Raw genomic sequence first — 22,229 nt, 5'->3', positions numbered from 1 at the left:
GGAGAACCTTTGCAACGTGGGCCGACGGCCGGACCACGTCGTCCGGCTGAATCCCCGCCACCCTACCGGCGCGGGGTGGCGGGACCGAACCAGGCGTCCGACTGCTGGACGCCCCACCCGGACGGACGGGGAGTGTCAGGCGGGCTGCGTCGCGGCGGCGATGCGCTCGGCGCGCAGCGCCTCGTACCACCGGTCGTCCGCCGGCGGCAGCGCGTTCACGTCGAGCGCCAGCTTCAGCAGCAGGTCGGCGATCAGCGGGTTCCGGGCCAGCACGGGGCCGTGCATGTACGTACCGAACACCGTGTCGTTGTACGCGCCCTCCGTGCCGTCACCCGTGCCGTTGCCCCGGCCGAGGGTCACCCGAGCGAACGGCCGCGCGCTCGGGCCGAGATGGGTGACGCCCTGGTGGTTCTCGAAACCCGTCAGCGGCGGCAGTCCCAGGTGCGGGTCGATGTCGCCCAGCACGTCCCCGACGCACCGCTCGCCCTCGCCGCGGGTCGAGATCACGTCGAGCAGTCCGAGCCCGCCCTCGCGCTCGCCCAGGTCGTTGACGAACTCGTGGCCGAGGATCTGGTAACCGGCGCAGACCGAGAACACGATGGCGCCGTTGGAGACCGCCCGGTTGAGCCCGCCGTCCCGGCGCAGCCGCTCGGCGGCCAGCCGCTGCGGCCGGTCCTCACCGCCGCCGATGAGATAGATGTCGCCGGAGGTCGGCACCGGCTGGTCGCTGCGCACGTCCACCCGTGTCACGTCGAGCCCGCGCTGCCTGGCCCGGCGCTCCACCACCAGCGCGTTGCCCTGGTCCCCGTACGTGCTCAGCAGGTCCGGGTAGATCCACACCAGCCGCAGACTGTTGTCACTCATTGCTCGCTCGTCCCTCTCCGAGTACCTCTGTGTCCATGGCCGGCCGCCGTCAGTTGCCGACGCGGCGGCGCAGGTCCTGGAACGACGTGTAGTTGGCGATCGCCTCGATACGGCCGGGCGGCGCCATCTGCACGGCCTCGTCGACGGTCGCGCACACCCGGAAGTCCAGGCCCGCGACCTCCAGCCGCACGGCCAGGTCCAGCTTGCGGTCGCCGATGACGAAGATCGGGTGGCCGGCCAGCCGGGTGTAGTCCACGTCCCACAGCCAGGAGGTGTCCGTGCCGTCCGCGCCACGGGCGTTGACCGCGAGGATGACGGGCGTGGGCGGCGGGTCGATCAGCGAGAACGTCTCCAGCCAGCCCGCCGGGTTCTTCGCCAGCAGCAGCCGCAGGTCACGGCCGAGGAAGGACACCACGTCGTACCGGCCCGCGACGGCCTGCACCTGGTACATGCGCTCCAGGGCGACCTGCGGCGGCACACCGAACGTGGCGGCGACGGCGGCGGAGGTGGCGGCGTTGGCGCGGTTCGCGCGGCCGGGCAGCTGGAGATGGATCGGCCAGGCCGAGCCGTGCGGGTCCAGGACGTGGTCACCGTGCAGCGCCCAGCTCGGGGCGGGCCTGCGGAAACCGCACTGTCCGCAGAACCAGTCGTCGCCCGGACGCTGCATCACACCGCCGCAGGCGGGGCAGGACCAGGCGTCGTCCTTCCACTCCTGACCGGCCGCGACCCAGACCACGTTGGGGGACGACGAGGCGGCCCACACGACCAGCGGGTCGTCGGCGTTGGCGATGACGACGGCCTTCGTGCCGGCCAGCCCCTCGCGCCAGTGCTCGGCGAGCATGCGGGTCTCCGCGGCGCGGTCGAGCTGGTCGCGGGAGAGGTTGAGCAGGGCGATCGCCTTGGGCGTCGTGTCGCGCGCGACACCGGCGAGATACTTCTCGTCCACCTCGATCACGCCGTACCTGGCGTCCGAGCCGCCCGCGAGAGCGGAGGTGATACCGGCCGGCATGTTCGCGCCCAGCGCGTTCGACACCACGGGTCCGCTGGCCCGCAGGGCCTCGGCGATCAACCGTGTCGTGGTGGTCTTGCCGTTCGTCGCCGACACCAGCACGACGTCCAGATGCTGCGCGAGAGCCGCCAGCAGATCCGGGTCGAGCCGCAACGCCACCTTGCCGCCGATCACCGATCCGCTGCCGCGCCCCGCAGCGCGCGACACCGCCGCTGCGGCCTTGCCTGCCGTCACGGCCAGCTTGGCCCGTGGCGACAGCGGGTCCGTGTTGCCTGCCATCGTCCTTGATCCTCCTCGCGTGGGTCCGGGCTCAGCCTATCGAGATACGCGCACGGGCCCGAACCACGGCACCGGAGAAGGGGCTGATCGTTGTCACACGTACGCCTGAACGACGCCGCCGGACGGGCGCCCCGCGCGCCGGTTTCCACGTCCCGGGCCGGTCTGTTTCCCCGGCGACGGGGCTTTCGCGCCGGTTCCGCGCCCCCGCCCCCGCGGCCCCGGCGCCCGGACCGGCCCGTACGCCCCCCGGCCGCCCGCCCGACCCGGCCCGCACATCACCGTCACGCGGCCTCCGGCGGTCCTTCACATCCCGGCGGGCCCGGGGCCGTCCGCCCCGCTCATCCCACCGTTACGCCGGCGAGCCAGACCCTCGCCGGGCGCAGGGACGGGTCCAGTTCGACCAGGTCCGCGCGCCGTCCGGGGCGCAGTTCGCCCCGGTCGTCAAGGCCCAGCAGACGGGCCGCCGTGGCCGACGTCATCCGGACCGCGTCCGGCAGGGGGATCCCCACCGAGGACACCGCCCTGCGGAACGCCTCCGCCACGAACAGCGTCGACCCGGCGAGCGTGTCGGTGCCGCGCAGTCGCGCCACCCCGCCCATGACGCTCACCTCGCGGTCCGCGAAGGCGTAGTGCCCGTCCGGCATGCCCGCCGCCGGCATCGCGTCGCTGACCAGCGTGAGCCGGCCGGGGCCCGCGACCCGGTGGGCGAGGCGCACCGTGTCGTCGGCCAAGTGGTGCCCGTCCAGGACCAGTTCACAGACCAGCCGGGGGTCGAGCAGCGCGGCGGCGACCGGCCCCGGCTCCCGGTGGTGCAGCGGGGGCATCGCGTTGAACAGGTGCGTCACCGCCCGCGCGCCGAGATCGGCGGCCCGCGAGAACCCCGCCGCGTCGGCGTCGGTGTGGCCCACGGCGACGACGAGTTCGTCCGCGTACCGCCGGATCAGCTCCGGCGCGCCCGGCAGCTCCGGTGCCACGGTCACCGACACCGCGTGCCCGCCCGCCGCGTCGAGCAGCCGCGCCATCAGCTCCGGGTCGGGGGCGCGCAGCGCGGTGCGGGTCTGCGCGCCGCGCCGCGCGGGTGACAGGAACGGCCCCTCCAGATGGATGCCCACCAGATTGGGCGCGGACCCGTCGTCGATGACGGACGCGATCGTGCGTACGGCGGCCTCCATCGCGGCCGGCTCGACCGTCGCCACCGACGCCAGCATGCTGGTCGTACCCCGCGCGAGATGACCCGCCGCCGCCCCGCGTACGGCGTCCGGATCTCCCGTGTAGACGGAGTGGCCGGCCCCGCCGTGGCAGTGCGGGTCCACGAACCCCGGCACGACCAGGCGCCCGTCCAGATCCACCGTGACGTCGGGACCGCCGGGCGGGGCGCCGGTCCCCAGTGAGTGGATACGGCCGTCCCGTACGAGCAGCCACCCGTTCACCACACCGGAGTCCGGTGTGGCGAACCTGCCGCCGACGAACAGCCGTCCGTCCCCCGCCCCGCCCCCGGGTGCCGGCACCGGACGGCCCGCCGTCACCGGGTGCCCAGCAGCGCGTCCACCGCGGCCCGCGCGCAGACCCGGGAGGCGCCGAAGGTGCGCACCCAGCCCCGGAAACCGCCGAAGTCGTCGCCGGGCACCCCCATGTCGACCACCACGCAGCCGGGGTACCGCTCCAGCAACTCGTCCAGGACCGGCCGCTGCCACGGGAACCGGTGCGAGCTGCGCACGAGCAGCACCACATCGGCGTCCGGCCCGAACTCATCGAGATACAGGCCGACTTCGGCCTTGATCATGCCCCCGGCGTTGTAGGTGTCGCCCGCCACGGCGAGCGCCTCGACGTCGACGCCCGCCGCGCGCAGCGGCGCCTCCACGCCCCAGGAGGCGCCGCCCTGCGCGGGCGAATGCGTCGGGTCGAGCCGTACGACCAGGGCGCGGCGCCCCTTGAGCACCGGGTCGCCGCTCACCTCCAGGACGTCCCGTGCCAGCCGTTCGCCGACCGTGTCGTCGTGCGGGACCCCGGTGGCGCGCGGGCGGGTGCCGAGCTTCGCCAGACGGGTGTTCGCCTCGCGCAGCCGCTCCTCGGGCAGGGTGCCGTTCTCCACGGCGGCCACCAGCGCCGCCGCCGCCGCGTCCACGTCGTCGCCGAACGCCCACGCGCCCAGGCACAGCGCGTCCGCGCCGGCCGCGACGGCCCGCACGGCCGCCTCGGGCAGGCTCGCCACGTCGGCGATGCCGCGCATCTCCAGCGCGTCGGTGATGACGACGCCGTCGAAACCCAGTTCGTCGCGGAGCAGCCCGGTCAGTACGGCGGGGCTGATGGTGGCGGGCACGTCGTCCAGCCGGCTGAGAAGGACGTGCGACACCATGATGCTGTCCACGCCGGCGGCGATGGCCGCGCGGAACGGGTCGAGGTAGTGGTCCACCAGCTCCTGCCGCGACAGGTCCACCGTGGGCGTGCCGAGGTGCGCGTCGGTGGAGCTGAGACCGTGGCCGGGGAAGTGCTTGGCGCAGGCGCTCACCCCGGCGGACTGGAGCCCCTCCACCCAGGCGGCCGCGTGTCCGGCGACCAGCGCGCGGTCGCCGCCGAAGGTCCGGATGCCGTTGGGGGACAGCGGGTTGACGGCCGCGTCGACGGCGGGCGCCAGATCCCAGTCGATGCCGGCCTCGACCAGCGAGAGGCCGAGCTGACGCGCGGACTCGCGGGTGCGCCCGGGATCGTCGAGGCGGCCGAGGGCGTGATTGCCCGGGACGGACGTACCGCCGTGGTCCTCCAGGCGGTTGACGTCACCGCCCTCCTCGTCGACGCAGAGCAGTACGTGATCACGGAGGCCGTGCAGCGTCGTGGTCAGCTCCCGCAGCTGCTCACCGGACGCGATGTCCTTGCCGAACAGGACGAAGCCGCCGAGTCCTTCGGCGACCCGGGCGCGTGCCCACTTCGGGACGGTCCTGCGTCCGAGCGCGGGGAACAGCACGCCGTGGGCGAGCCGGGACAGCTCGGTCATGATTCGATTCCTCACCTTGCGATGGGTCTTCGTGCGGTCGTACGGGGACGGCCGGGCGCCGCCCGCGGCGGCGTGGCGCCCGGGGGGTCAGCCCTTGACCGCCCCGCTGGTCATGCCGCCCACCAGACGGCGCTGCACCAGCAGGAAGAAGACGAGTACGGGGACGGAGAAGACGGTCGACGCCGCGATCATCGCGCCGTAGTCGACGCTCTCCGATGTCTTGAACGACACGAGCCAGACCGGCAGCGTGTAGTTGTCCTGCGATTTCATGATCACGTAGGCGAAGATGTAGTCGTCCCACGCGTTGACGAAGGCGAAGATCGACGTCGCCACGATGCCGGGCATCAGCAGGGGCAGCAGCACCCTCACGTACATCTGGAACCGCCCGCACCCGTCGACCAGCGCGGCCTCCTCCAGCTCGACGGGGACACCGTCCACGAACCCGCGCAGCGTCCAGATCGTGAACGGCAGTACGAAGGTCATGTACGTGAGGACGAGACCGGGCAGGAAGTCCAGCCCGCCGACGGAGCGGAGCATCAGATACACCGGGATGACCATGGCCGCCGCCGGGACCATCTGCACCAGCACCAGGATGATCAGCACCGCCTTGCGGCCGGCGAACCGGAACCGCGCGATGGCGATCGCCGCGAACAGCGAGATGACCAGCGACAGGACGACCGAGGACACCGTGACCGTCAGCGAGTTGCGGACGAACGTCCAGAAGCCGGGCCTGTCCAGCGCCCGTACGAAGTTCTCCGGGCTGATCGGCCAGGGGACGAACTTCGGAACGGCGCTGAGGATGTCGGAGCGTTCCTTGAGCGCGGTGGCCACCATCCAGTAGACCGGGAACACCATCACGGCGGAGACCGCCATCGCGATGACGTTGTTGGCGGTGCGCCTGCGGCGCGCGGGTGTGCGCCGTGCGGGCGGCGACGTGGTCGGGGCGCTCATACGACATCTCCCTGCCGGGACAGCCTGCGGACGTAGGCGACGGAGAACAGGGCGAGGATCACCACGGTCACCACCGCGACCGACGCGCCGCTGCCGTACTCGTTGCGGCTGAACGCGGTGATGTACGCGTACACGCCGAGCGTGGTGGTCGCCCCGTCCGGACCGCCCTGGGTCAGCACCCAGATCGGGGTGAACGAGTTCACCGACCAGATCACTTCGAGGATGGTGAGGATCGCGAGGACGGGCCGCATGATCGGGACGGTGATGTGGCGGAACGTCTGGAGCGTGCCCGCACCGTCGAGCCGGGCCGCCTCGTAGAGCGACTCGGGTATCTGGCCGCGCGCGGCGAACAGGGTCAGCGCCACGAACGGCAGCCCCTTCCAGACCGTCAGCAGGATGATCAGGCCGAGAGCCTGGGTGGGATGGGAGAACCAGTCGTGGACCGACAGGTCGCCGAAGACCCGGAGCTGGGTGAGCAGCCAGTTGGAGACGCCGTACTGCGGCTGGAACATCCACTGCCAGACCAGGGTCGCCGCCACCATGGGCATCGCCCACACCAGCACCAGGCACACGGTGAGGACGACGCGGGCCCACGGCGAGACCCCCATCAGCAGGTGCGAGATCAGGAATCCCAGCACCATCAGCAGCGTCACGCACACCAGCGTGAACACCACGGTCCGCAGCAGGACGGCCAGGAAGTCGGCGTCCGTGAAGATCCGGGTGAAGTTGTCCAGTCCGATGAAGTCCGACTGCCCGGTGAACAGCGACCGGGGGCCGAACTCCCGCGTGGACAGGGTCAGCAGCCGAAGCAGGGGATAGCCCTGGATCAGCAGGAGCGCGGCCAGCGCCGGGGCGATCATCGCCCAGGGCAGCATCCGGGACCGCCGCGCCCGGCGGCGGCCGTCCGGGGGCCCGGTGCGGCGGACCCTGTCCGGTGCGCGCACCGGACGGTGCTTCTCAGTGAGTGCCATCAGGCGTCCAGGGGTGTCAGTCGCTCAGCGAGTTGAAGGCGTCCGTCGCGTGCTTGTCGTACGCGGCCGACGACGAGGCGATGTCCGCACCGCTCGCGATCTTGGAGAAGAACTGCTCGTTGTAGCGCTCGGTCTCCAGCGTCGCTTCGCCGGGGCTGTTGGGCAGCGCCTGGCTCACCCTGCTGGCCTGCGAGGCGACGGTCAGCTGCTCGGGCACGCCCGGCGGGGTGAAGGCCGGTGAGATCGGCAGCAGGTTCAGCTCCGTCGCCATCCGCTGCTGGAACTTCTCGCCGGTGATGATCCGCAGCCAGTCCTCGGCCGCGTCCCGGTCGGGGCTGCCCGCGGCTATGCCGATGGTCGAGCCGGAGACGATCACGGGCATCGTGCTGTCGGCGGTGTAGCCGGGCATCGCGAAGAAGCCGATGTCGTCCTTCATCTCCGGGTTCTTCTCGATCACGGCGGCGGGCTCCCACGCCTTCACGTACGCCATGGCGGCCTTGCCGTCGGCGAATAGCTGGTCCTGGTCGGGGCTGTCGGTGTTGACGCCCACGGACGAGGGGGTGGAGCAGGTGTTCTGGAAGGACTTCCACGCCTTGAGACCGGCCTGGTTGGCGGGGGAGGACATCTCCGCCCGCCACTTGCCGTCCTTCTGCGAGGCGATCTTGCCGCCCTTGGCGAAGAGGAAGGGCATGCCGTTGAACCAGTACTGGCCCGGCAGGTAGAAGCCGGAGAAGTTGGCCGTGCCGGAGTTGGCGTCGGCGAGTGTGCCGCAGTGGTCCTGGAGTTCGGCGAGGGTGTCGGGGGGTGAGGTGATGCCCGCGTCGGCGAACATCTTCTTGTTGTACATGACCACTTTCGTGCCGCCGTAGAGCGGGACGGCGTAGAGCCTGCCGTCGAACTCGGACGGACCGGAGAGGCCCTCCAGCCAGCCGTCGGAGCCTTCGAAGGAGTTCTTGCTCCCCGTGAGGTCGGCGAGCCCGCCGGAGTAGGTCTGCAACGGGGTCTGGGTGTTGCCCATCTCCACGATGTCCGGCGGGTTGCCGCTGGCCAGCGCCGTGGTGATCTTGGTGGCCACACCGTCCCACTGCTGGATCTCGATGTCGACCTCCATGTCCGGGTGGTCCTTCTCGAACTGGGCGGTCGCCTCCTTGATCAGCGGGTTGTCACCGGGCCCGCCGGTCATCATCCAGATCGTCAGCTTGTTGTCGGAGTCGGACTTCGCCACCCCGCCACCGCCGCACGCCGTCAGCGTGAGCGCGAGAACCGGAAGCGCCGTGAGTGCGTACCGGATCCGTGATCGGTTCATCGTTGTCACCCTTCTGCCATCTGCTCGTCGTGCCTGGTGTGGGGGGCGTTGTCGTCCGTGGGGGCGGTGCCGTCGTCGGGGCCGGTGGGAGTCGTGGGAGCCGTGGGGCACTCCGCGAGGCGGCGGACGACGAGATCGCGGTCGACGGCCACGGAGGCCGCGTCCTCGGCGCTCACGCCCAGCGAGTCGTAGAGCCGGCCGAGCGAGGTCGCCATCGAGCCGAGCAGTCCCGCCGAGTCGCCGAGGTCGGAGCGGCGCACGACACTGCGCACGCCGACCGTGTCGGCGACCTGATCGCTGATGGCGGTGAGCCGCGCGGTGTCGAACGACTCGGAGAAGCCGCCGGTCAGGACCACCGTGCCGGGCTCGTACGCGAGCGCCACGACGGTGACCAGATGGGCCAGCGCGCCGTGCACCTCGGCCAGCACCGCCGCGTACGTCTCCGGATCCGCGAACAGCGCACGCGCTGTCGGGACACGCACCCCCTGGCGGTGTGCGTACGCCACCAGGTCGGCGCCGGACAGCAGATCGCGCAGCCGCTCGTCGCGGCCGGGCAGCGGAAGCCGGCCGAACTCGCCGAGCAGGCCCGTACGGCCGAGGAGCACCTGTCCGTCTATGGAGACGGCGGAGCCGAGGCCGGTGCCCATGGCGAGCAGCACCGCGGTCTCCCGGTCCGGCAGTGATCCGTACTGGAGTTCGCCCCGCAGGGCGAGGTTGGAGTCGTTGCCGACGGCCGTCTCCACGCCCAGCAGACCGGAGACCTTCTCGATGAATCCGGTGCCCTTGATCTGGCCGAGATTGTGCGATGCCACGACGGAGCGCCCGTCGCCGGTGACGACACCGGGCAGGCCGATCGTGACGGTGTGCAGGGGCACGCCGTCGCCGTGCCGGGAGACCAGGCCGGTGACCTTGCCGGCGACCCAGGCGGCGAGCTCGTCCGCCGTCGCGTCGCGGGGCGTGGCGTCCCGGCTCCTGATGAGGGCGCGGCCGAGCGCGTCCGCCACCACGACCCGGCAGTTGGTGCCGCCGAGGTCGACTCCGCAGACGAGAGCGGACCGGTGGTTGAAGCTCACGGCGGTGGACTGCCGGCCGGGGCCTTCCCGGAGCATCCGGGAACCCTCCAGCGCGAGGGACTCGGCCATCAGGTCGTCCACGATGCGGAAGACCGTGGCCCGGCTCAGGCCGGTGTCCGCGATCAGCCGCTGACGGTCCATGTCCGCGCCGGAGAGCAGCGCCGCGATCACGGCGCTCCGGTTGGAGGTGCGGGGGAGCGAGGTAGTTGCCACAATTCCTCTCACTCTGAGATTAATTCGGTGGCGCAACTCTAAGCACAGGCGACCGATGAAAACCAGACATGCGGCGCATCACGTTCCGGTAAATGTGACCCGTGCGGCCGTCGCCGCCCGGCCCGGACGTACGCTGGCGCGATGGCGACCTTCGAACCCGGTGACCTCGGGGCCGGCAGACCATGAGGAACAAGTCGATCCCCGGCAGTGCCGGACGTGTCAGACCCCTGCGCATGCTCGGTGACCCGGCCCTGCACACGCCCTGCGAACCCGTCACGGACTTCGGCCCGGCGCTGGCCCGGCTCGTCGAGGACCTCTTCGCGACGATGTACCGGGCGAGCGGGGTCGGCCTGGCGGCCAATCAGATCGGCGTGCCGCTCAGGGTGTTCGTCTACGACTGCCCCGACGACGAGGACGTCCGCCATCTCGGACACATCGTCAATCCCCGTCCCGTGCTCACGGACGGGGTCTCCGTGCGCGGCGCCGAGGGCTGCCTCTCGCTGCCCGGCCTCGAAGCGGGGACGGAGCGCGCCGACCACGCGGTGGTGGAGGGGGTGACGGTGGACGGCGAACCCGTACGGATCGACGGCACCGGATTCTTCGCGCGCTGTCTCCAGCACGAGTGCGACCACCTGGAGGGGCTGGTCTACCCGGACCGGCTCACGGGCTGGCGCAGGGCCAAGGTGTTGCGGGCGGCGCGCCGCGCGTCCTGGAGCTGACCGGGGCCCCGGCCGTGCCGCTCTCGCGCGCGGTCAGCCCGCCGCGCGGTGTGTCAGAGCCCCGGGCTGCCCGCGCGGTCGTCCACCAGGGACAGCCTGCCCCAGAGCAGATCGGCCAGGCTGCTCGCCAACTGGGCCCGCGAGCAAGGGCGTTCGCCGAGCCACCAGTCGCCCGCCGCGTGCATCATGCCGACGATCCCGTGGCCCCAGACGCGGGCCAGCTGGGCGCTGTCGGGGCCGAGGTCGACCCGCTCCTCGATGACGGTGGCCAGTTCCTCGCCGAGGCGGCGCAGCAGCGGGGCCGAGTGGCGGCCCACGTCGAAGCCCTGTTCGGGGAGTTGGGTGTCGGCGGCGTCGTCCGCCGGATGCATCAGGAACCGGTACACCTGGGGGCGTGCCTCGATGGCGGCGAGGTAGGTGTCGAGTGTGGCCTCCACCCGCGCGCGGCGGTCGGCGGGCGCGTCGAGTGCCGCCTTCAACGCGCCGAGCAGCGCGTCCGTATGACGCTTCGCCAGGGCGCGGTAGAGCCCGCCCTTGTCGCCGAAGTGCCGGTAGAGGATCGGCTTGGTGATTCCGGCCTCGGCCGCGATGGCGTTCATGGAGGCTTTCGGTCCGTCACGCAGGACGACCCTGTCGGCGGCCTCCAGGAGTTGGCGGCGGCGCCGGTGGGCCGAGCGGTGCTGGTCGGCCTGTTGTGTGGTCCCCATGGGTGTCTCCCCGCCCGAGCGATTCCGTGACGCCCCGGCAACGTAACACCAAGCCCGCCGTCGACGCAGATCGGACGGGCGCGGGTTGACATCCTCTACTTGCCGGTAACAGACTGTTGTTACCGTAAGTAACAGCAGTGCTGGAGGAGACGATGGCCGAGTTCACCTTCGAACTCAACGACGACCAGAAGCAGGTGCGTGACTGGCTCCACGGGTTCGCGGCCGACGTCATCCGCCCGGCGGCGGCCGAGTGGGACGAACGGGAGGAGACCCCGTGGCCCGTCATCCAGGAAGCCGCCAAGGTCGGTGTCTACTCACTCGACTTCTACGCGCAGCAGTACTTCGACCCCACGGGCCTGTCCATACCCATGGTGATGGAGGAACTGTTCTGGGGTGACGCCGGAATCGGTCTGTCGATCGTCGGTACCGGGCTCGCCGCGGTCGGCGTCCTCGCCAACGGCACCGAGGAACAGATAGGCACCTGGATCCCCCAGATGTACGGCGACCCGGACGACGTGAAGGTCGCCGCGTTCTGCTCGTCCGAACCCGACGCCGGATCGGACGTCGCCGCGATGCGCACCCGCGCGGTGTACGACGAGGCCCGGGACGAGTGGGTGCTGAACGGCACCAAGACCTGGGCGACCAACGGCGGCATCGCCAACGTGCACGTCGTGGTCGCCGTCGTGGACCCCGAGGCCGGCTCCAAGGGCCACGCCTCGTTCATCGTGCCGCCCGGCACCCCCGGCCTCTCCCAGGGCCAGAAGTTCAAGAAGCACGGCATCCGCGCCTCCCACACCGCCGAGGTGGTCCTGGAGGACGTCCGGGTCCCGGGCCACTGCCTGCTCGGCGGCAAGGAGAAGCTGGACGAGCGGCTGGCCCGCGCCCGCGAGGCGAAAGCGGCCAGGGGGACCGGCGGGGAGCGGGTGAAGAACGCGGCCATGGCCACCTTCGAGGCGTCGCGCCCGGCCGTCGGCGCCATGGCCGTGGGCACGGCCCGCGCCGCGTACGAGGTGGCGCTCGACTACGCCAGGACCCGCAGCCAGTTCGGCCGCCCCATCATCGACAACCAGGGCGTCGCGTTCCAGCTCGTCGACATGCGCACCCGTATCGACGCGGCCCGGCTGCTCGTCTGGCGCGCCTCCTGGATGGCGGCCACGGGCAAGCCCTTCACCGCGGCGGAGGGCTCCATGTCGAAGCTGTACGCGAGCGAGACCGCCAAGGAGGTCACCGCGCAGGCGGTGCAGATCCTCGGCGGCAACGGCTTCACACGGGAGTACCCGGTGGAGCGGATGCACCGCGACAGCGCGATCTACACGATCTTCGAGGGCACGAGCGAGATCCAGCGCCTGGTGATCGCGCGCACGCTGTCGGGCATGCCGATCAGGTAGGACTCGCCGCCGGCCGCCGGACGGGCCTCGAACAGGGCCGTCCGGCGGCCGAGGGCGCCCGCGTCACTCGCAGGCGACGCCGTCCCCGTCGCGGTCCAGGTGCGAGCCGTATCCGGGGTCGCCCGAGCGGATCGGGGCCGCGCCCGCCGCGCGGACGGCCGTGCAGTTGGCGTAGTACGTCGAGCCGCCTCCCGACCCTCCCGTGCCCGACCCTCCCGAACCGCCGTTGTCGCCGTTGCCCACGGCGGCGGGTGCGACCGTGACACGCACGGTCTTCGTCTTCGTGACGGTCGGCGCGGCTTCGGGGGTGGCCGTCACCGTCTCGGTCACCGCCGGTTCGGGCGAGGCCGTCGTCGTGGCGGTCACCGTCGCCGCCGGGGCGGGCTCCGCGTCGGCCGCGTTCTTCGTTCCCGCCGTGTCGTCCGCCGCGCCGATCGCGACGCCGGAGAAGAACAGCACCGCCAGCAGCGGCAGCAGCACCCGCTTGCGCGTCCACTTCGGGCGGCCCGGCGGCGGTGCCGGCGGGCCGACGTACGGGTTCGGACCGGGCCCGGCAGGTGGCGAAAAGCTCATGTGTCCCCCCAAGGACTGCTTCGTGAGGGGATGACCGTAGCGGCGTGACTTGCCCCGTTGTACGGACGTCGCGCCGGTTGTGTCGAAACCGTGATGAAAGCGTGGGTGTGTGGTGGACGCATGCATGAGGGGTCCCGGCACACCGATGCCCGGCCCCACTGACACGGGCCGGGCATCGGTCTCAAGAGCGCGCGCTACGCGGGGAGTTGGGCCTCGATCGCGGTGATGACCTCCGGGGCCTCCGGCTCCGTCCGGGGCCGGATACGGTCCACGACCTCACCGTCCGGGGAGATCAGGAACTTCTCGAAGTTCCACTGCACGTCGCCCGCCTCGCCCGCGGCGTCCGCCCGGGCGGTCAGCGCCGTGTACAGCGGATGCCGGTCCGTGCCGTTGACCTCGGTCTTCTCCAGCAGGGGGAAGCTCACGCCGTACGTCGCCGAGCAGAACGTCCCGATCTCCTCGGCGCTGCCCGGCTCCTGCCCCCCGAACTGGTTGCAGGGCACTCCCAGGACCGTCAGGCCCCGGTCGCCGTACGTCCGCTGGAGCCGCTCCAGGCCTTCGTACTGCGGGGTGAGGCCGCACTTGGACGCGACGTTCACCACCAGTACCGCCCGGCCCTTGTAGGCGGCCAGGGACGTGGGCTCACCGCTGAGGGTGCGCAGCGGGATGTCGTACAGGGTCATCGAGGTCTCCTCGGAGCGGTCGGTCCCGTTGTTCCGTCCATTGTCGCGCCTCACCCCCCGAGCCTGCGGAACAGGCCCTCCTGGACGACCGATACCAGCAGCCGGCCGGAGCGGTCGTAGATACGGCCCCGGGCCAGCCCCCGCCCGCCCGTCGCGATCGGCGACTCCTGGTCGTACAGGAACCACTCGTCCGCGCGGAACGGCCGGTGGAACCACATCGCGTGGTCCAGCGACGCCATGTCGTACCCGCGCGGCCCCCACAGCGGCTCCACGGGGATGCGGACCGCGTCCAGCAGCGTCATGTCACTCGCGTACGTCAGCGCGCAGGTGTGCACCAGCGGGTCGTCGCCCAGCGGACCCACCGCGCGCATCCACACCGCGCTGCGCGGGTCGGCGCCCCCGATCTCCTCCGCGGTCCAGCGCAGCCGGTCCGCGTAGCGGATGTCGAACGGCTGACGGCGCGCCATCCGCTCGAACGCCTCCGGCAGCCCGCCCAGATGCGCGCGGACCTCGTCGGCCACCGTGGGCAGCGACTCGGGGTCCGGGAAGTCCTGGCGCGGCGGCAGCTGATGCTCGAAGCCGCCCTCCTCCGCGTGGTGGAAGGACGCCGTCAGATTGAAGATCGTCCGCCCCTCCTGCACCGCCGTGACCCGGCGGGTGGTGAACGACCGGCCGTCCCGCACCCGCTCGACCTGGTACACGATCGGCACGCCGGGGGTGCCGGGGCGCAGGAAGTACGCGTGCAGCGAGTTGACCGGGCGGTCGCCCTCCGTGGTGCGCCCGGCCGCCACCAGTGCCTGTCCGGCGACCTGACCGCCGAAGACCCGTTGCAGCGACTCGTGCGGGCTGCGCCCGCGGAAGATGTTGACCTCGATCCGCTCCAGATCGAGCAGATCGACCAGCCGCTCGGCGGGATTCGTCATCGTTCTCGTTCTCCACAGTTCTCGGGAGTTCTCAGGTGCCGGTCCCCGGGCACCCCGTTCGAGGCGCCGGCTCTCAGACGCCGGACAGCTGGCCCACGGAGGTCACCCGGACCACGGCCCGGCCCTCCTCGTCGGACGCGGCGAGGTCGACCTCCGCGCTGATGCCCCAGTCGTGGTCACCGTTCGGATCGGCGAACGACTGCCGGACCCGCCACAGGCCGTGCTCCGGGTCCTCCTCGATCCCGAGGAGTTTCGGGCCGCGCGCGTCCGGTCCGGTGCCCAGCTCCTCGTACTCGTCCCAGTACCCGTCCATCGCCTCGCCCCAGGCGTCCGCGTCCCAGCCCGAATCGGCGTCCATCTCGCCCAGTTCGTGCACCTTGTCGAGCGCCGCCAGCTCCACCCTGCGGAACATCGCGTTGCGCACCAGCACCCGGAAGGCCCGGCCGTTGGCGGTGACCGGCTTGACCTGGTCGGCCTTCTCCTGCGCCTGTTCGGCGCTCTCCACCTCGGGGTTGGCCAGTTGCTCCCACTCGTCGAGGAGACTGGAGTCGACCTGCCGCACCATCTCGCCGAGCCAGGCGATCAGGTCCTCCAGGTCCTCCGACTTGAGGTCGTCGGGAATGGTGTGCTCGAACGCCTTGTACGCGCTCGCGAGATAGCGCAGCACGATGCCCTCGGTGCGGGCCAGCTCGTAGTGCGAGGTGAACTCCGTGAAGGTCATGGCCCGTTCGAACATGTCGCGGATCACGGACTTCGGCGAGACCGGGTGGTCACCGACCCACGGATGGCTGGTGCGGTAGACCTCGTACGCGTGCCACAGCAGCTCTTCCAGCGGCTTGGGATACGTGAACTCCTGGAGCCGCTCCATCCGCTCCTCGTACTCGACACCGTCGGCCTTCATCCGGCCGATCGCCTCGCCCCGTGCCTTGTTCTGCTGCGCGGCGAGGATCTGCCGGGGGTCGTCCAGCGTCGACTCGACCACGGAGACCATGTCCAGCGCGTACGACGGCGAGCCCGGTTCCAGCAGCTCGAACGCGGCCAGCGCGAACGTCGACAGCGGCTGGTTGAGCGCGAAGTTCTGCTGGAGATCGACGGTGAGGCGGATGATGCGGCCCTCGGCGTCCGGTGTGTCGAGACGCTCCACCACCCCACCGTCCAGCAGCGACCGGTAGATCGCGATCGCGCGCCGGATGTGCCGCAACTGCTGCTTGCGCGGCTCGTGGTTGTCCTCCAGGAGACTGCGCATCGCCTCGAAGGCGTTGCCGGGCCGCGCGATGACCGACAGCAGCATCGTGTGGGTCACGCGGAAACGCGAGGTCAGCGGCTCCGGGTCGGAGGCGATCAGCTTGTCGAACGTGCTCTCCGACCAGGCGACGAACCCCTCGGGGGCCTTCTTGCGGACCACCTTGCGGCGCTTCTTCGGGTCGTCGCCCGCCTTGGCGAGCGCCTTCTCGTTCTCCACGACGTGCTCGGGCGCCTGCGCGACGACGAAGCCCGCCGTGTCGAAGCCGGCGCGGCCGGCCCGGCCCGCGATCTGGTGGAACTCACGGGCGCGCAGGGTCCGCACACGCGTGCCGTCGTACTTGGTCAGGGCCGTGAACAGCACCGTACGGATGGGGACGTTGACACCGACACCGAGGGTGTCCGTACCGCAGATCACCTTCAGCAGACCGGCCTGCGCGAGCTTTTCGACCAGCCGGCGGTACTTGGGCAGCATGCCCGCGTGGTGCACCCCGATCCCGTGCCGTACGTAACGGGAGAGATTGCGGCCGAACTTGGTGGTGAAGCGGAAGTTGCCGATCAGATCGGCGATCCGGTCCTTCTCCTCGCGGGTGCACATGTTGATGCTCATCAGCGACTGCGCGCGCTCGACGGCCGCCGCCTGAGTGAAGTGCACGATGTAGACCGGCGCCTGACGGGTCTCCAGCAGTTCCGTCAGCGTCTCGGTGATCGGGGTGAGGCGGTACTCGTAACTCAGCGGCACCGGTCGCGTCGCCGAGCGGACGACCGAGGTGGGACGGCCGGTGCGGCGGGTCAGGTCCTCCTCGAACCTCGACACGTCACCGAGCGTCGCCGACATCAGGATGAACTGCGCCTGCGGCAGCTCCAGGATGGGGATCTGCCAGGCCCAGCCGCGGTCCGGCTCCGCGTAGAAGTGGAACTCGTCCATCACGACCTGGCCGATGTCGGCGTGCTTGCCGTCGCGCAGGGCGATGGAGGCCAGCACCTCCGCCGTGCAGCAGATGACCGGCGCGTCGGCGTTCACGGACGCGTCGCCCGTCAGCATGCCGACGTTCTCCGTACCGAACAGCTTGCACAGGTCGAAGAACTTCTCCGACACCAGTGCCTTGATCGGCGCCGTGTAGAACGTGACCTTGTCCTCGGCCAGCGCCGTGAAGTGCGCACCCGCCGCGATCAGGCTCTTGCCGGACCCGGTGGGGGTGGAGACGATCACGTTGGCCCCGGAGACCACCTCGATCAGCGCCTCCTCCTGAGCCGGGTAGAGCGTGATCCCCTCGCCCTCGGCCCATGAGGAGAAGGCCTCGAAGAGGGCATCGGGGTCGGCGTCCGGCGGCAGCTGATCAATAAGGGTCACACCCCCATCTTGCCTGCCGCACGCCCCGAAGAGGGAACCGGACGACCGGGCGAAGATCACTACCGGTACGCTGCCCTGTCAACTGGGCCTTGCCGCAACGTCGGTGGGGCCTCCGGCACCACCACAGCGACGACGGGGCGGGGACAGACCATGCGGGGACGACCATGATGGGACCGGCGCACTCGCTGTCGGGCGCGGCGGCCTGGCTGGGGGTGGGAGCCGCTGCGGCGGCGGCCGACCGCGCGATGCCCTGGCCGGTGCTGGTGGTCGGCGCGCTGATCTGCGCGGGGGCGGCGCTCGCCCCGGACCTCGACCACAAGTCGGCGACCATCTCACGCGCCTTCGGACCGATTTCCAAGGCGCTCTGCGGAATCGTCGACAAGCTGTCGTTCGCGGTCTACAAGGCGACGAGGAAACCGGGTGACGCCCGCAGGACCGGCGGCCACCGCACCCTCACCCACACCTGGCTCTGGGCCGTCATGATCGGCGGCGGCTCCTCCGCGCTCGCGGTGTTCGGGGGCCGCTGGGCGGTGCTGGCGCTTCTCTTCATCCACATGGTGCTCGCCGTCGAGGGGCTGCTGTGGCGGGCGGCGCGGGTGTCGAGCGACGTGCTCGTGTGGCTGCTCGGCGCGACCAGCGCCTGGATCCTTGCCGGCGTACTGGACAAGCCCGGCAACGGCTCGGACTGGCTCTTCACCGCGCCCGGCCAGGAGTACCTGTGGCTGGGCCTGCCGATCGTCCTGGGCGCGCTCGTGCACGACATCGGTGACGCGCTGACCGTGTCCGGCTGCCCGATACTCTGGCCGATCCCGCTGGGGCGCAAGCGCTGGTACCCCGTCGGACCGCCCAAGGCGCTCCGGTTCCGCGCCGGGAGCTGGGTGGAGATGAAGGTGCTGATGCCGCTGTTCATGCTGCTCGGCGGGGCCGGCGGCGCGGTGGCGCTGAACGTGATCTGACCGCCCGTACCGGGCGGCTCACTGGCGGTGGTTCCCGGGCGCCGGGGCGGGCGCTGTGCGCTGCCCCGCCCCGGCGCCCGGACCGTGTACGGGCGAGCGCCCCCCGCGCCCGCCCTCCCGCCCCGCGGGCCCGCACGCCGGGCCGCCCGCACGCCGGACCCCGAACCGCTCAGCCGTGCCAGGAACGCCACAGCGCCGCGTACGCGCCGTCCGCCGCCACCAGTTCGGCGTGGCTGCCCAGTTCGCTGATCCGGCCGTCCTCCACCACGGCGATCACGTCCGCGTCGTGCGCGGTGTGCAGCCGGTGCGCGATCGCCACCACCGTACGGCCGTCCAGCACCTTCGCCAGCGAACGTTCCAGATGGCGGGCCGCACGGGGGTCCAGCAGCGACGTCGCCTCGTCCAGGACCAGCGTGTGCGGGTCGGCCAGCACCAGCCTCGCCAGGGCGATCTGCTGCGCCTGCGCCGGTGTGAGCGTCGTGGCGCCCGAGCCGACCTCGGTGTCCAGCCCGTCGTCGAGCGCGCGGGCCCAGCCGTCCGCGTCGACCGCGCCGAGCGCCGCCCACAGCTCGGCGTCCACCGCGTCCGCGCGGGCCAGCCGCAGATTGTCACGCATCGAGCCCACGAAGACGTGGTGCTCCTGGTTGACCAGGGCGACATGGCCGCGCACCCGCTCCGCGGGCATCCGTGACAGCTCCGCGTCGCCGAGCGCGATCCGGCCCGTACGCGGCGCGTAGATCCCGGCCAGCAGCCGCCCCAGCGTGGACTTGCCCGCGCCGGACGGGCCCACCAGCGCCACCCGGGTGCCCGGAGCCACGTTGAGCGTCACCTCGTGGAGTACGTCGACACCCTCCCGGTAGCCGAAGTTGACCCGGTCGGCGTCGACGTCCCGCCCGTGCGGCTCCACGCTCTCGTCACCGTCGTCCGGCTCGATCTCCCGTACGCCGACGAGCCGGGCGAGCGACACCTGCGCCACCTGGAGCTCGTCGTACCAGCGCAGGATGAGACCGACCGGGTCGACCAGCATCTGCGCGAACAGCGCGCCGGTCGTGAGCTGTCCCACCGTGATCCAGCCCTGGAGCACGAAGAAACCGCCGCCCACCAGCGTCGCCAGGAAGATCGTGACGTGGGTGATGTTGATGACGGGGAAGAGCACCGACCGCAGCCAGAGGTTGTACCGCTCCCACGCGGTCCACTCCTTGATCCGCCGGTCCGACAGGGCCACCCGGCGGCGGCCGAGCCGGTGCGCCTCGACGGTCCGCCCGGCGTCGATCGTCTCGGCGAGCACCGCGGCGACCGCCGCGTACCCGGCCGCCTCCGACCGGTACGCCGACGGCGCCCGCTTGAAGTACCAGCGGCAGCCCGCGACCAGCAGGGGCAGCGCCACCACCACGGCCAGCGCCAGCGGCGGTGCCGTGAGCCCCAGCGCGCCGATCAGCAGGCCCGCCCACACCACGCCGATCGCCAGCTGAGGCACGGCTTCGCGCATCGCGTTGGCCAGCCGGTCGATGTCCGTGGTGATCCGGGAGAGCAGATCGCCCGTACCGGCCCGCTCCAGGACGCCGGGCGGCAGCCGCACCGACCGGACGAGGAAGTCCTCGCGCAGGTCGGCGAGCATCTCCTCACCGAGCATCGCCGCGCGCAGCCGCATCATCCGGGTAAAGACGGTCTGGAGGATCAGCGCCCCGGCGAAAATGGCGGCCGTGCGCTCCAGATGGAGCTCTCCCGCGCCCTTGGCGCCCTCGGACAGGTCCTCGACGACGCCGCCCAGCAGATACGGTCCCGTCATGGAGGCGATCACCGCGACCGCGTTGACGGCGATGAGCAGGACGAACGCCTTGCGGTGGCGCCGCAGCAGTTCGAGGACATAGGTCCGGACGGTCGCCGGGCGGGCGACGGGCAGGGTCGTGGCCGACTCCGGTGCCGCCGGGTCGTACTCCGGTGGTGCCACGCCGATCATGCGGATTCCTCGATCTCTGCGAGCTGTTCGCGTGTCTTGAGCGGTGTCGGTACGGAGGTGCCGCCGTCGGTTCCCTCGTCCGTCCCGGCGCCGGTGCGGCCGTCCCCGGTGCCGGGCTCCGTCTCGTCGTCCGTGGCGCGGGTGACGACGCTCAGATAGCGCGCGTCCTCCCGCAGCAGCTCCCGGTGCGCCCCGGTGGCCGCGACCTTCCCCTCGTGGACGAAGACGACGGTGTCCGCGCGGTCGAGCAGCAGCGGCGACGACGCGAACACGACGGTCGTACGGCCCTCACGCAGCCGCCGTACGCCTTCCGCGATCCGGGCCTCCGTGTGCGAGTCCACGGCCGACGTGGGCTCGTCCAGGACCAGCACCTCCGGGTCGGCGACCAGCGAGCGGGCCAGCGCGAGCCGCTGGCGCTGCCCGCCGGAGAGCGAGCGCCCGCGCTCGGTGATGCGCGAGCGCAGCGGGTCGCCGCTGCCGTCCACCGAGGCCTGCGCGAGCGCGGCGAGCACGTCGTCGCACTGCGCGGCGTCCAGCGCCTCCAGGGGCCCCACGTTCCCGGACGCGGGCACGTCCAGCAGCTCGGTGAGCGTGCCGGACAGCAGCACCGGATCCTTGTCCTGGACCAGGACCGAGGCGCGTGCCGCGTCCAGCGGGAGATCGTCGAGCGCCACCGGGCCCAGCAGTACGGACGCGCTCTTCTCCTCCTCCGTGGCGTGCCCGCCCAGCCGTTCGGCCAGCCGTCCCGCCGCGTCGGGGTCACCGCACACCACGGCGGTCAGCCGTCCCGCGTGGGCGAGCAGCCCGGTCGCCGGGTCGTAGAGGTCGCCGGTGGGCCGGGAGTCGTCGAGCCCGCCGCGCTCGTCGTCGTAGGAGGTGCGCTCCAGGCGCAGCACACGGGCCGCACGGGTCGCCGAGGGACGCGAGAAGGAGTAGGCCATCGCGATCTCCTCGAAGTGCCTGAGCGGGAAGAGCAGCAGGGTCACCGCGCTGTACACGGTGACCAGTTCGCCGACCGAGATCCGTCCGTCGCCCGCGAGGATCGCGCCGTACCAGACCACCGTGATCAGCAGGACGCCCGGCAGGAAGACCTGAATGGCCGAGATCAGTGCCCACATGCGGGCGCTGCGGACGGCAGCCCGGCGGACCTCCTGCGACGCCTCCCGGTAGCGGGTGAGGAACAGCTCCTCACCGCCGATGCCGCGCAGGACCCGCAGTCCCGCCACCGTGTCGGCGGCCAGCTCGGTGGCCCTGCCCGCCTTCTCGCGCTGGACGTCGGCCCGGCGGGTGGCGCGGGGGAGCAGCGGCAGTACGGCCAGGGCCAGTACGGGCACGCCGACGGCCACCACGGCGCCGATCGACGGCACGTACAGGAGCAGCCCGGCGCAGACCACGACGACCGCCACGACGGCCGCGAAGAACCGTGACAGCGCCTCGACGAACCAGCCGATCTTCTCCACGTCGCCCGTCGAGACGGCGACGACCTCACCGGCCGCGACCCGGCGGGTCAGCGCCGAACCCAGCTCGGCGGTCTTGCGGGCCAGCAGTTGCTGGACACGGGAGGCCGCGGTGATCCAGTTGGTGACCGCCGTGCGGTGCAGCATCGTGTCGCCGACGGTGATCGCGGCGCCGAACAGGGCGATGACGGCGCCGGCCAGTGCGAGCCGCCCGCCCGAGCGGTCCACGACGGCCTGGACGGCGAGTCCCGCCCCCAGCGGGAGCCCGGCGACGCCGAGCTGGTGGAGCAGCCCCCAGGAGAGTGATTTGAGCTGGCCACGCAGTTGACTGCGCCCGAGCCAGTACAGGAAGCGTGGGCCTGACCTGGCATCCGGTTTCCCCGGATCGGGATACGGAAGATCGCGAATCTGCATGACGTCCCAGTGAGTCGTGAGTGGCCCAAACCGTGCAAGGTTGTCCTTCGGGGACGGCCCGGGGCAATCGATTATCCGACTCTCGGCCATGTCGCTTCGACCGCGGGGGGGGGGGGGGGGGGGGGGGGGGGGGGGGGGGGGGGGGGGGGGGGGGGGGGGGGGGGGGGGGGGGGGGGGGGGGGGGGGGGGGGGGGG

At 71.7% G+C, this 22,229-nt stretch carries 18 protein-coding genes; 3 read left to right on the top strand and 15 right to left on the bottom strand.

Going from position 1 to position 22,229, the window contains the following annotated elements; translation table 11 throughout:
• Window positions 1-135 precede the first annotated feature (135 nt).
• The 8 genes from ACZ61E_RS23685 to ACZ61E_RS23650 form a co-directional block, all read right to left on the bottom strand.
• Entirely contained in the window at window positions 136-864 is a 729-nt protein-coding gene (locus ACZ61E_RS23685) for a type 1 glutamine amidotransferase (protein WP_469701850.1), read from the bottom strand.
• A 49-nt stretch (window positions 865-913) separates the two neighbouring features.
• Window positions 914-2,152: a MurT ligase domain-containing protein gene (locus ACZ61E_RS23680; protein WP_469701849.1), complete on the bottom strand. Its 1,239-nt coding sequence runs from the start codon at window positions 2,150-2,152 to the stop codon at window positions 914-916.
• Between the two features lie 338 nt (window positions 2,153-2,490).
• Window positions 2,491-3,660 (bottom strand): N-acetylglucosamine-6-phosphate deacetylase, encoded by a 1,170-nt coding sequence (gene nagA / locus ACZ61E_RS23675; protein WP_469701848.1) that lies wholly within the window; start codon window positions 3,658-3,660, stop codon window positions 2,491-2,493.
• 14 nt (window positions 3,661-3,674) lie between these two features.
• Entirely contained in the window at window positions 3,675-5,144 is a 1,470-nt protein-coding gene (locus ACZ61E_RS23670) for a glycoside hydrolase family 3 N-terminal domain-containing protein (RefSeq protein ID WP_469701847.1), read from the bottom strand.
• 87 nt (window positions 5,145-5,231) lie between these two features.
• Window positions 5,232-6,095, bottom strand: coding sequence for a carbohydrate ABC transporter permease (locus tag ACZ61E_RS23665; RefSeq protein WP_469701846.1), 864 nt, complete (start codon window positions 6,093-6,095; stop codon window positions 5,232-5,234).
• Window positions 6,092-7,066, bottom strand: coding sequence for a carbohydrate ABC transporter permease (locus ACZ61E_RS23660; RefSeq protein WP_469701845.1), 975 nt, complete (start codon window positions 7,064-7,066; stop codon window positions 6,092-6,094). Before ACZ61E_RS23660 ends, ACZ61E_RS23665 begins: the two co-directional genes overlap by 4 nt.
• Window positions 7,067-7,082: 16 nt before the next feature.
• Window positions 7,083-8,372, bottom strand: a complete 1,290-nt coding sequence (locus ACZ61E_RS23655; RefSeq protein WP_469701844.1) for an extracellular solute-binding protein — start codon at window positions 8,370-8,372, stop codon at window positions 7,083-7,085.
• Between the two features lie 5 nt (window positions 8,373-8,377).
• Window positions 8,378-9,658 carry an ROK family protein gene (locus ACZ61E_RS23650; protein ID WP_469701843.1) on the bottom strand — a complete coding sequence of 427 codons (1,281 nt, stop codon included), beginning with the start codon at window positions 9,656-9,658 and terminating at the stop codon, window positions 8,378-8,380.
• A 182-nt stretch (window positions 9,659-9,840) separates the two neighbouring features.
• On the opposite strand from ACZ61E_RS23650, the gene def reads away from it, so the two are divergent.
• A complete protein-coding gene (def, locus tag ACZ61E_RS23645) occupies window positions 9,841-10,377 on the top strand; it encodes a peptide deformylase (protein WP_469701842.1) in 537 nt (178 codons plus the stop codon).
• Between the two features lie 53 nt (window positions 10,378-10,430).
• Here the strand turns inward: def and ACZ61E_RS23640 are convergent, their stop codons facing one another.
• Window positions 10,431-11,084 (bottom strand): TetR/AcrR family transcriptional regulator, encoded by a 654-nt coding sequence (locus tag ACZ61E_RS23640; protein WP_469701841.1) that lies wholly within the window; start codon window positions 11,082-11,084, stop codon window positions 10,431-10,433.
• Between the two features lie 152 nt (window positions 11,085-11,236).
• Here ACZ61E_RS23640 and ACZ61E_RS23635 point away from each other — a divergent pair, with 152 nt between their 5' ends.
• Entirely contained in the window at window positions 11,237-12,472 is a 1,236-nt protein-coding gene (locus ACZ61E_RS23635; RefSeq protein ID WP_469701910.1) for an acyl-CoA dehydrogenase family protein, read from the top strand.
• 63 nt (window positions 12,473-12,535) lie between these two features.
• On the opposite strand, the gene ACZ61E_RS23630 is transcribed toward ACZ61E_RS23635, so the two are convergent.
• The 4 genes from ACZ61E_RS23630 to ACZ61E_RS23615 all read right to left on the bottom strand — a co-directional run bounded on the left by ACZ61E_RS23630 (window position 12,536) and on the right by ACZ61E_RS23615 (window position 17,247).
• Window positions 12,536-13,045 (bottom strand): excalibur calcium-binding domain-containing protein, encoded by a 510-nt coding sequence (locus ACZ61E_RS23630; protein WP_469701840.1) that lies wholly within the window; start codon window positions 13,043-13,045, stop codon window positions 12,536-12,538.
• A gap of 194 nt (window positions 13,046-13,239) precedes the next feature.
• Entirely contained in the window at window positions 13,240-13,728 is a 489-nt protein-coding gene (locus ACZ61E_RS23625) for a glutathione peroxidase (protein ID WP_469701909.1), read from the bottom strand.
• A 50-nt stretch (window positions 13,729-13,778) separates the two neighbouring features.
• A complete protein-coding gene (locus ACZ61E_RS23620) occupies window positions 13,779-14,651 on the bottom strand; it encodes an acyl-CoA thioesterase (RefSeq protein WP_469701839.1) in 873 nt (290 codons plus the stop codon).
• A gap of 73 nt (window positions 14,652-14,724) precedes the next feature.
• A complete protein-coding gene (locus tag ACZ61E_RS23615; protein WP_469701838.1) occupies window positions 14,725-17,247 on the bottom strand; it encodes a DEAD/DEAH box helicase in 2,523 nt (840 codons plus the stop codon).
• Window positions 17,248-17,411: 164 nt separating this feature from the next.
• On the opposite strand from ACZ61E_RS23615, the gene ACZ61E_RS23610 reads away from it, so the two are divergent.
• Window positions 17,412-18,203 (top strand): metal-dependent hydrolase, encoded by a 792-nt coding sequence (locus ACZ61E_RS23610; RefSeq protein WP_469701837.1) that lies wholly within the window; start codon window positions 17,412-17,414, stop codon window positions 18,201-18,203.
• 169 nt (window positions 18,204-18,372) lie between these two features.
• Here the strand turns inward: ACZ61E_RS23610 and ACZ61E_RS23605 are convergent, their stop codons facing one another.
• Complete coding sequence (locus tag ACZ61E_RS23605; RefSeq protein WP_469701836.1) at window positions 18,373-20,163, bottom strand: ABC transporter ATP-binding protein; 1,791 nt, start codon at window positions 20,161-20,163, stop codon at window positions 18,373-18,375.
• Window positions 20,160-22,034 carry an ABC transporter transmembrane domain-containing protein gene (locus ACZ61E_RS23600; RefSeq protein ID WP_469701835.1) on the bottom strand — a complete coding sequence of 625 codons (1,875 nt, stop codon included), beginning with the start codon at window positions 22,032-22,034 and terminating at the stop codon, window positions 20,160-20,162. The genes ACZ61E_RS23605 and ACZ61E_RS23600 overlap by 4 nt, the downstream gene beginning before the upstream one ends.
• Between the last annotated feature and the right edge of the window lie 195 nt (window positions 22,035-22,229).

The sequence above is a fragment of the Streptomyces sp. NPDC104581 genome, from assembly GCF_055583685.1.
The sequence above is the reverse complement of the archived record's forward strand: the minus strand, read 5'-3'. Positions and strand labels throughout refer to the sequence as shown.

Coding starts and splice junctions, on each gene's coding strand:
- def (WP_469701842.1), top strand. CDS start 9,841: ATGAGGAACAAGTCGATCCCCGGCAGTGCCGGACGTGTCAGACCCCTG.
- ACZ61E_RS23630 (WP_469701840.1), bottom strand. CDS start 13,045: ATGAGCTTTTCGCCACCTGCCGGGCCCGGTCCGAACCCGTACGTCGGC.
- ACZ61E_RS23620 (WP_469701839.1), bottom strand. CDS start 14,651: ATGACGAATCCCGCCGAGCGGCTGGTCGATCTGCTCGATCTGGAGCGG.
- ACZ61E_RS23600 (WP_469701835.1), bottom strand. CDS start 22,034: ATGCAGATTCGCGATCTTCCGTATCCCGATCCGGGGAAACCGGATGCC.
- ACZ61E_RS23685 (WP_469701850.1), bottom strand. CDS start 864: ATGAGTGACAACAGTCTGCGGCTGGTGTGGATCTACCCGGACCTGCTG.
- ACZ61E_RS23660 (WP_469701845.1), bottom strand. CDS start 7,066: ATGGCACTCACTGAGAAGCACCGTCCGGTGCGCGCACCGGACAGGGTC.
- ACZ61E_RS23680 (WP_469701849.1), bottom strand. CDS start 2,152: ATGGCAGGCAACACGGACCCGCTGTCGCCACGGGCCAAGCTGGCCGTG.
- ACZ61E_RS23640 (WP_469701841.1), bottom strand. CDS start 11,084: ATGGGGACCACACAACAGGCCGACCAGCACCGCTCGGCCCACCGGCGC.
- ACZ61E_RS23625 (WP_469701909.1), bottom strand. CDS start 13,728: ATGACCCTGTACGACATCCCGCTGCGCACCCTCAGCGGTGAGCCCACG.
- ACZ61E_RS23665 (WP_469701846.1), bottom strand. CDS start 6,095: ATGAGCGCCCCGACCACGTCGCCGCCCGCACGGCGCACACCCGCGCGC.
- ACZ61E_RS23610 (WP_469701837.1), top strand. CDS start 17,412: ATGATGGGACCGGCGCACTCGCTGTCGGGCGCGGCGGCCTGGCTGGGG.
- ACZ61E_RS23635 (WP_469701910.1), top strand. CDS start 11,237: ATGGCCGAGTTCACCTTCGAACTCAACGACGACCAGAAGCAGGTGCGT.
- ACZ61E_RS23605 (WP_469701836.1), bottom strand. CDS start 20,163: ATGATCGGCGTGGCACCACCGGAGTACGACCCGGCGGCACCGGAGTCG.
- ACZ61E_RS23670 (WP_469701847.1), bottom strand. CDS start 5,144: ATGACCGAGCTGTCCCGGCTCGCCCACGGCGTGCTGTTCCCCGCGCTC.
- ACZ61E_RS23655 (WP_469701844.1), bottom strand. CDS start 8,372: ATGAACCGATCACGGATCCGGTACGCACTCACGGCGCTTCCGGTTCTC.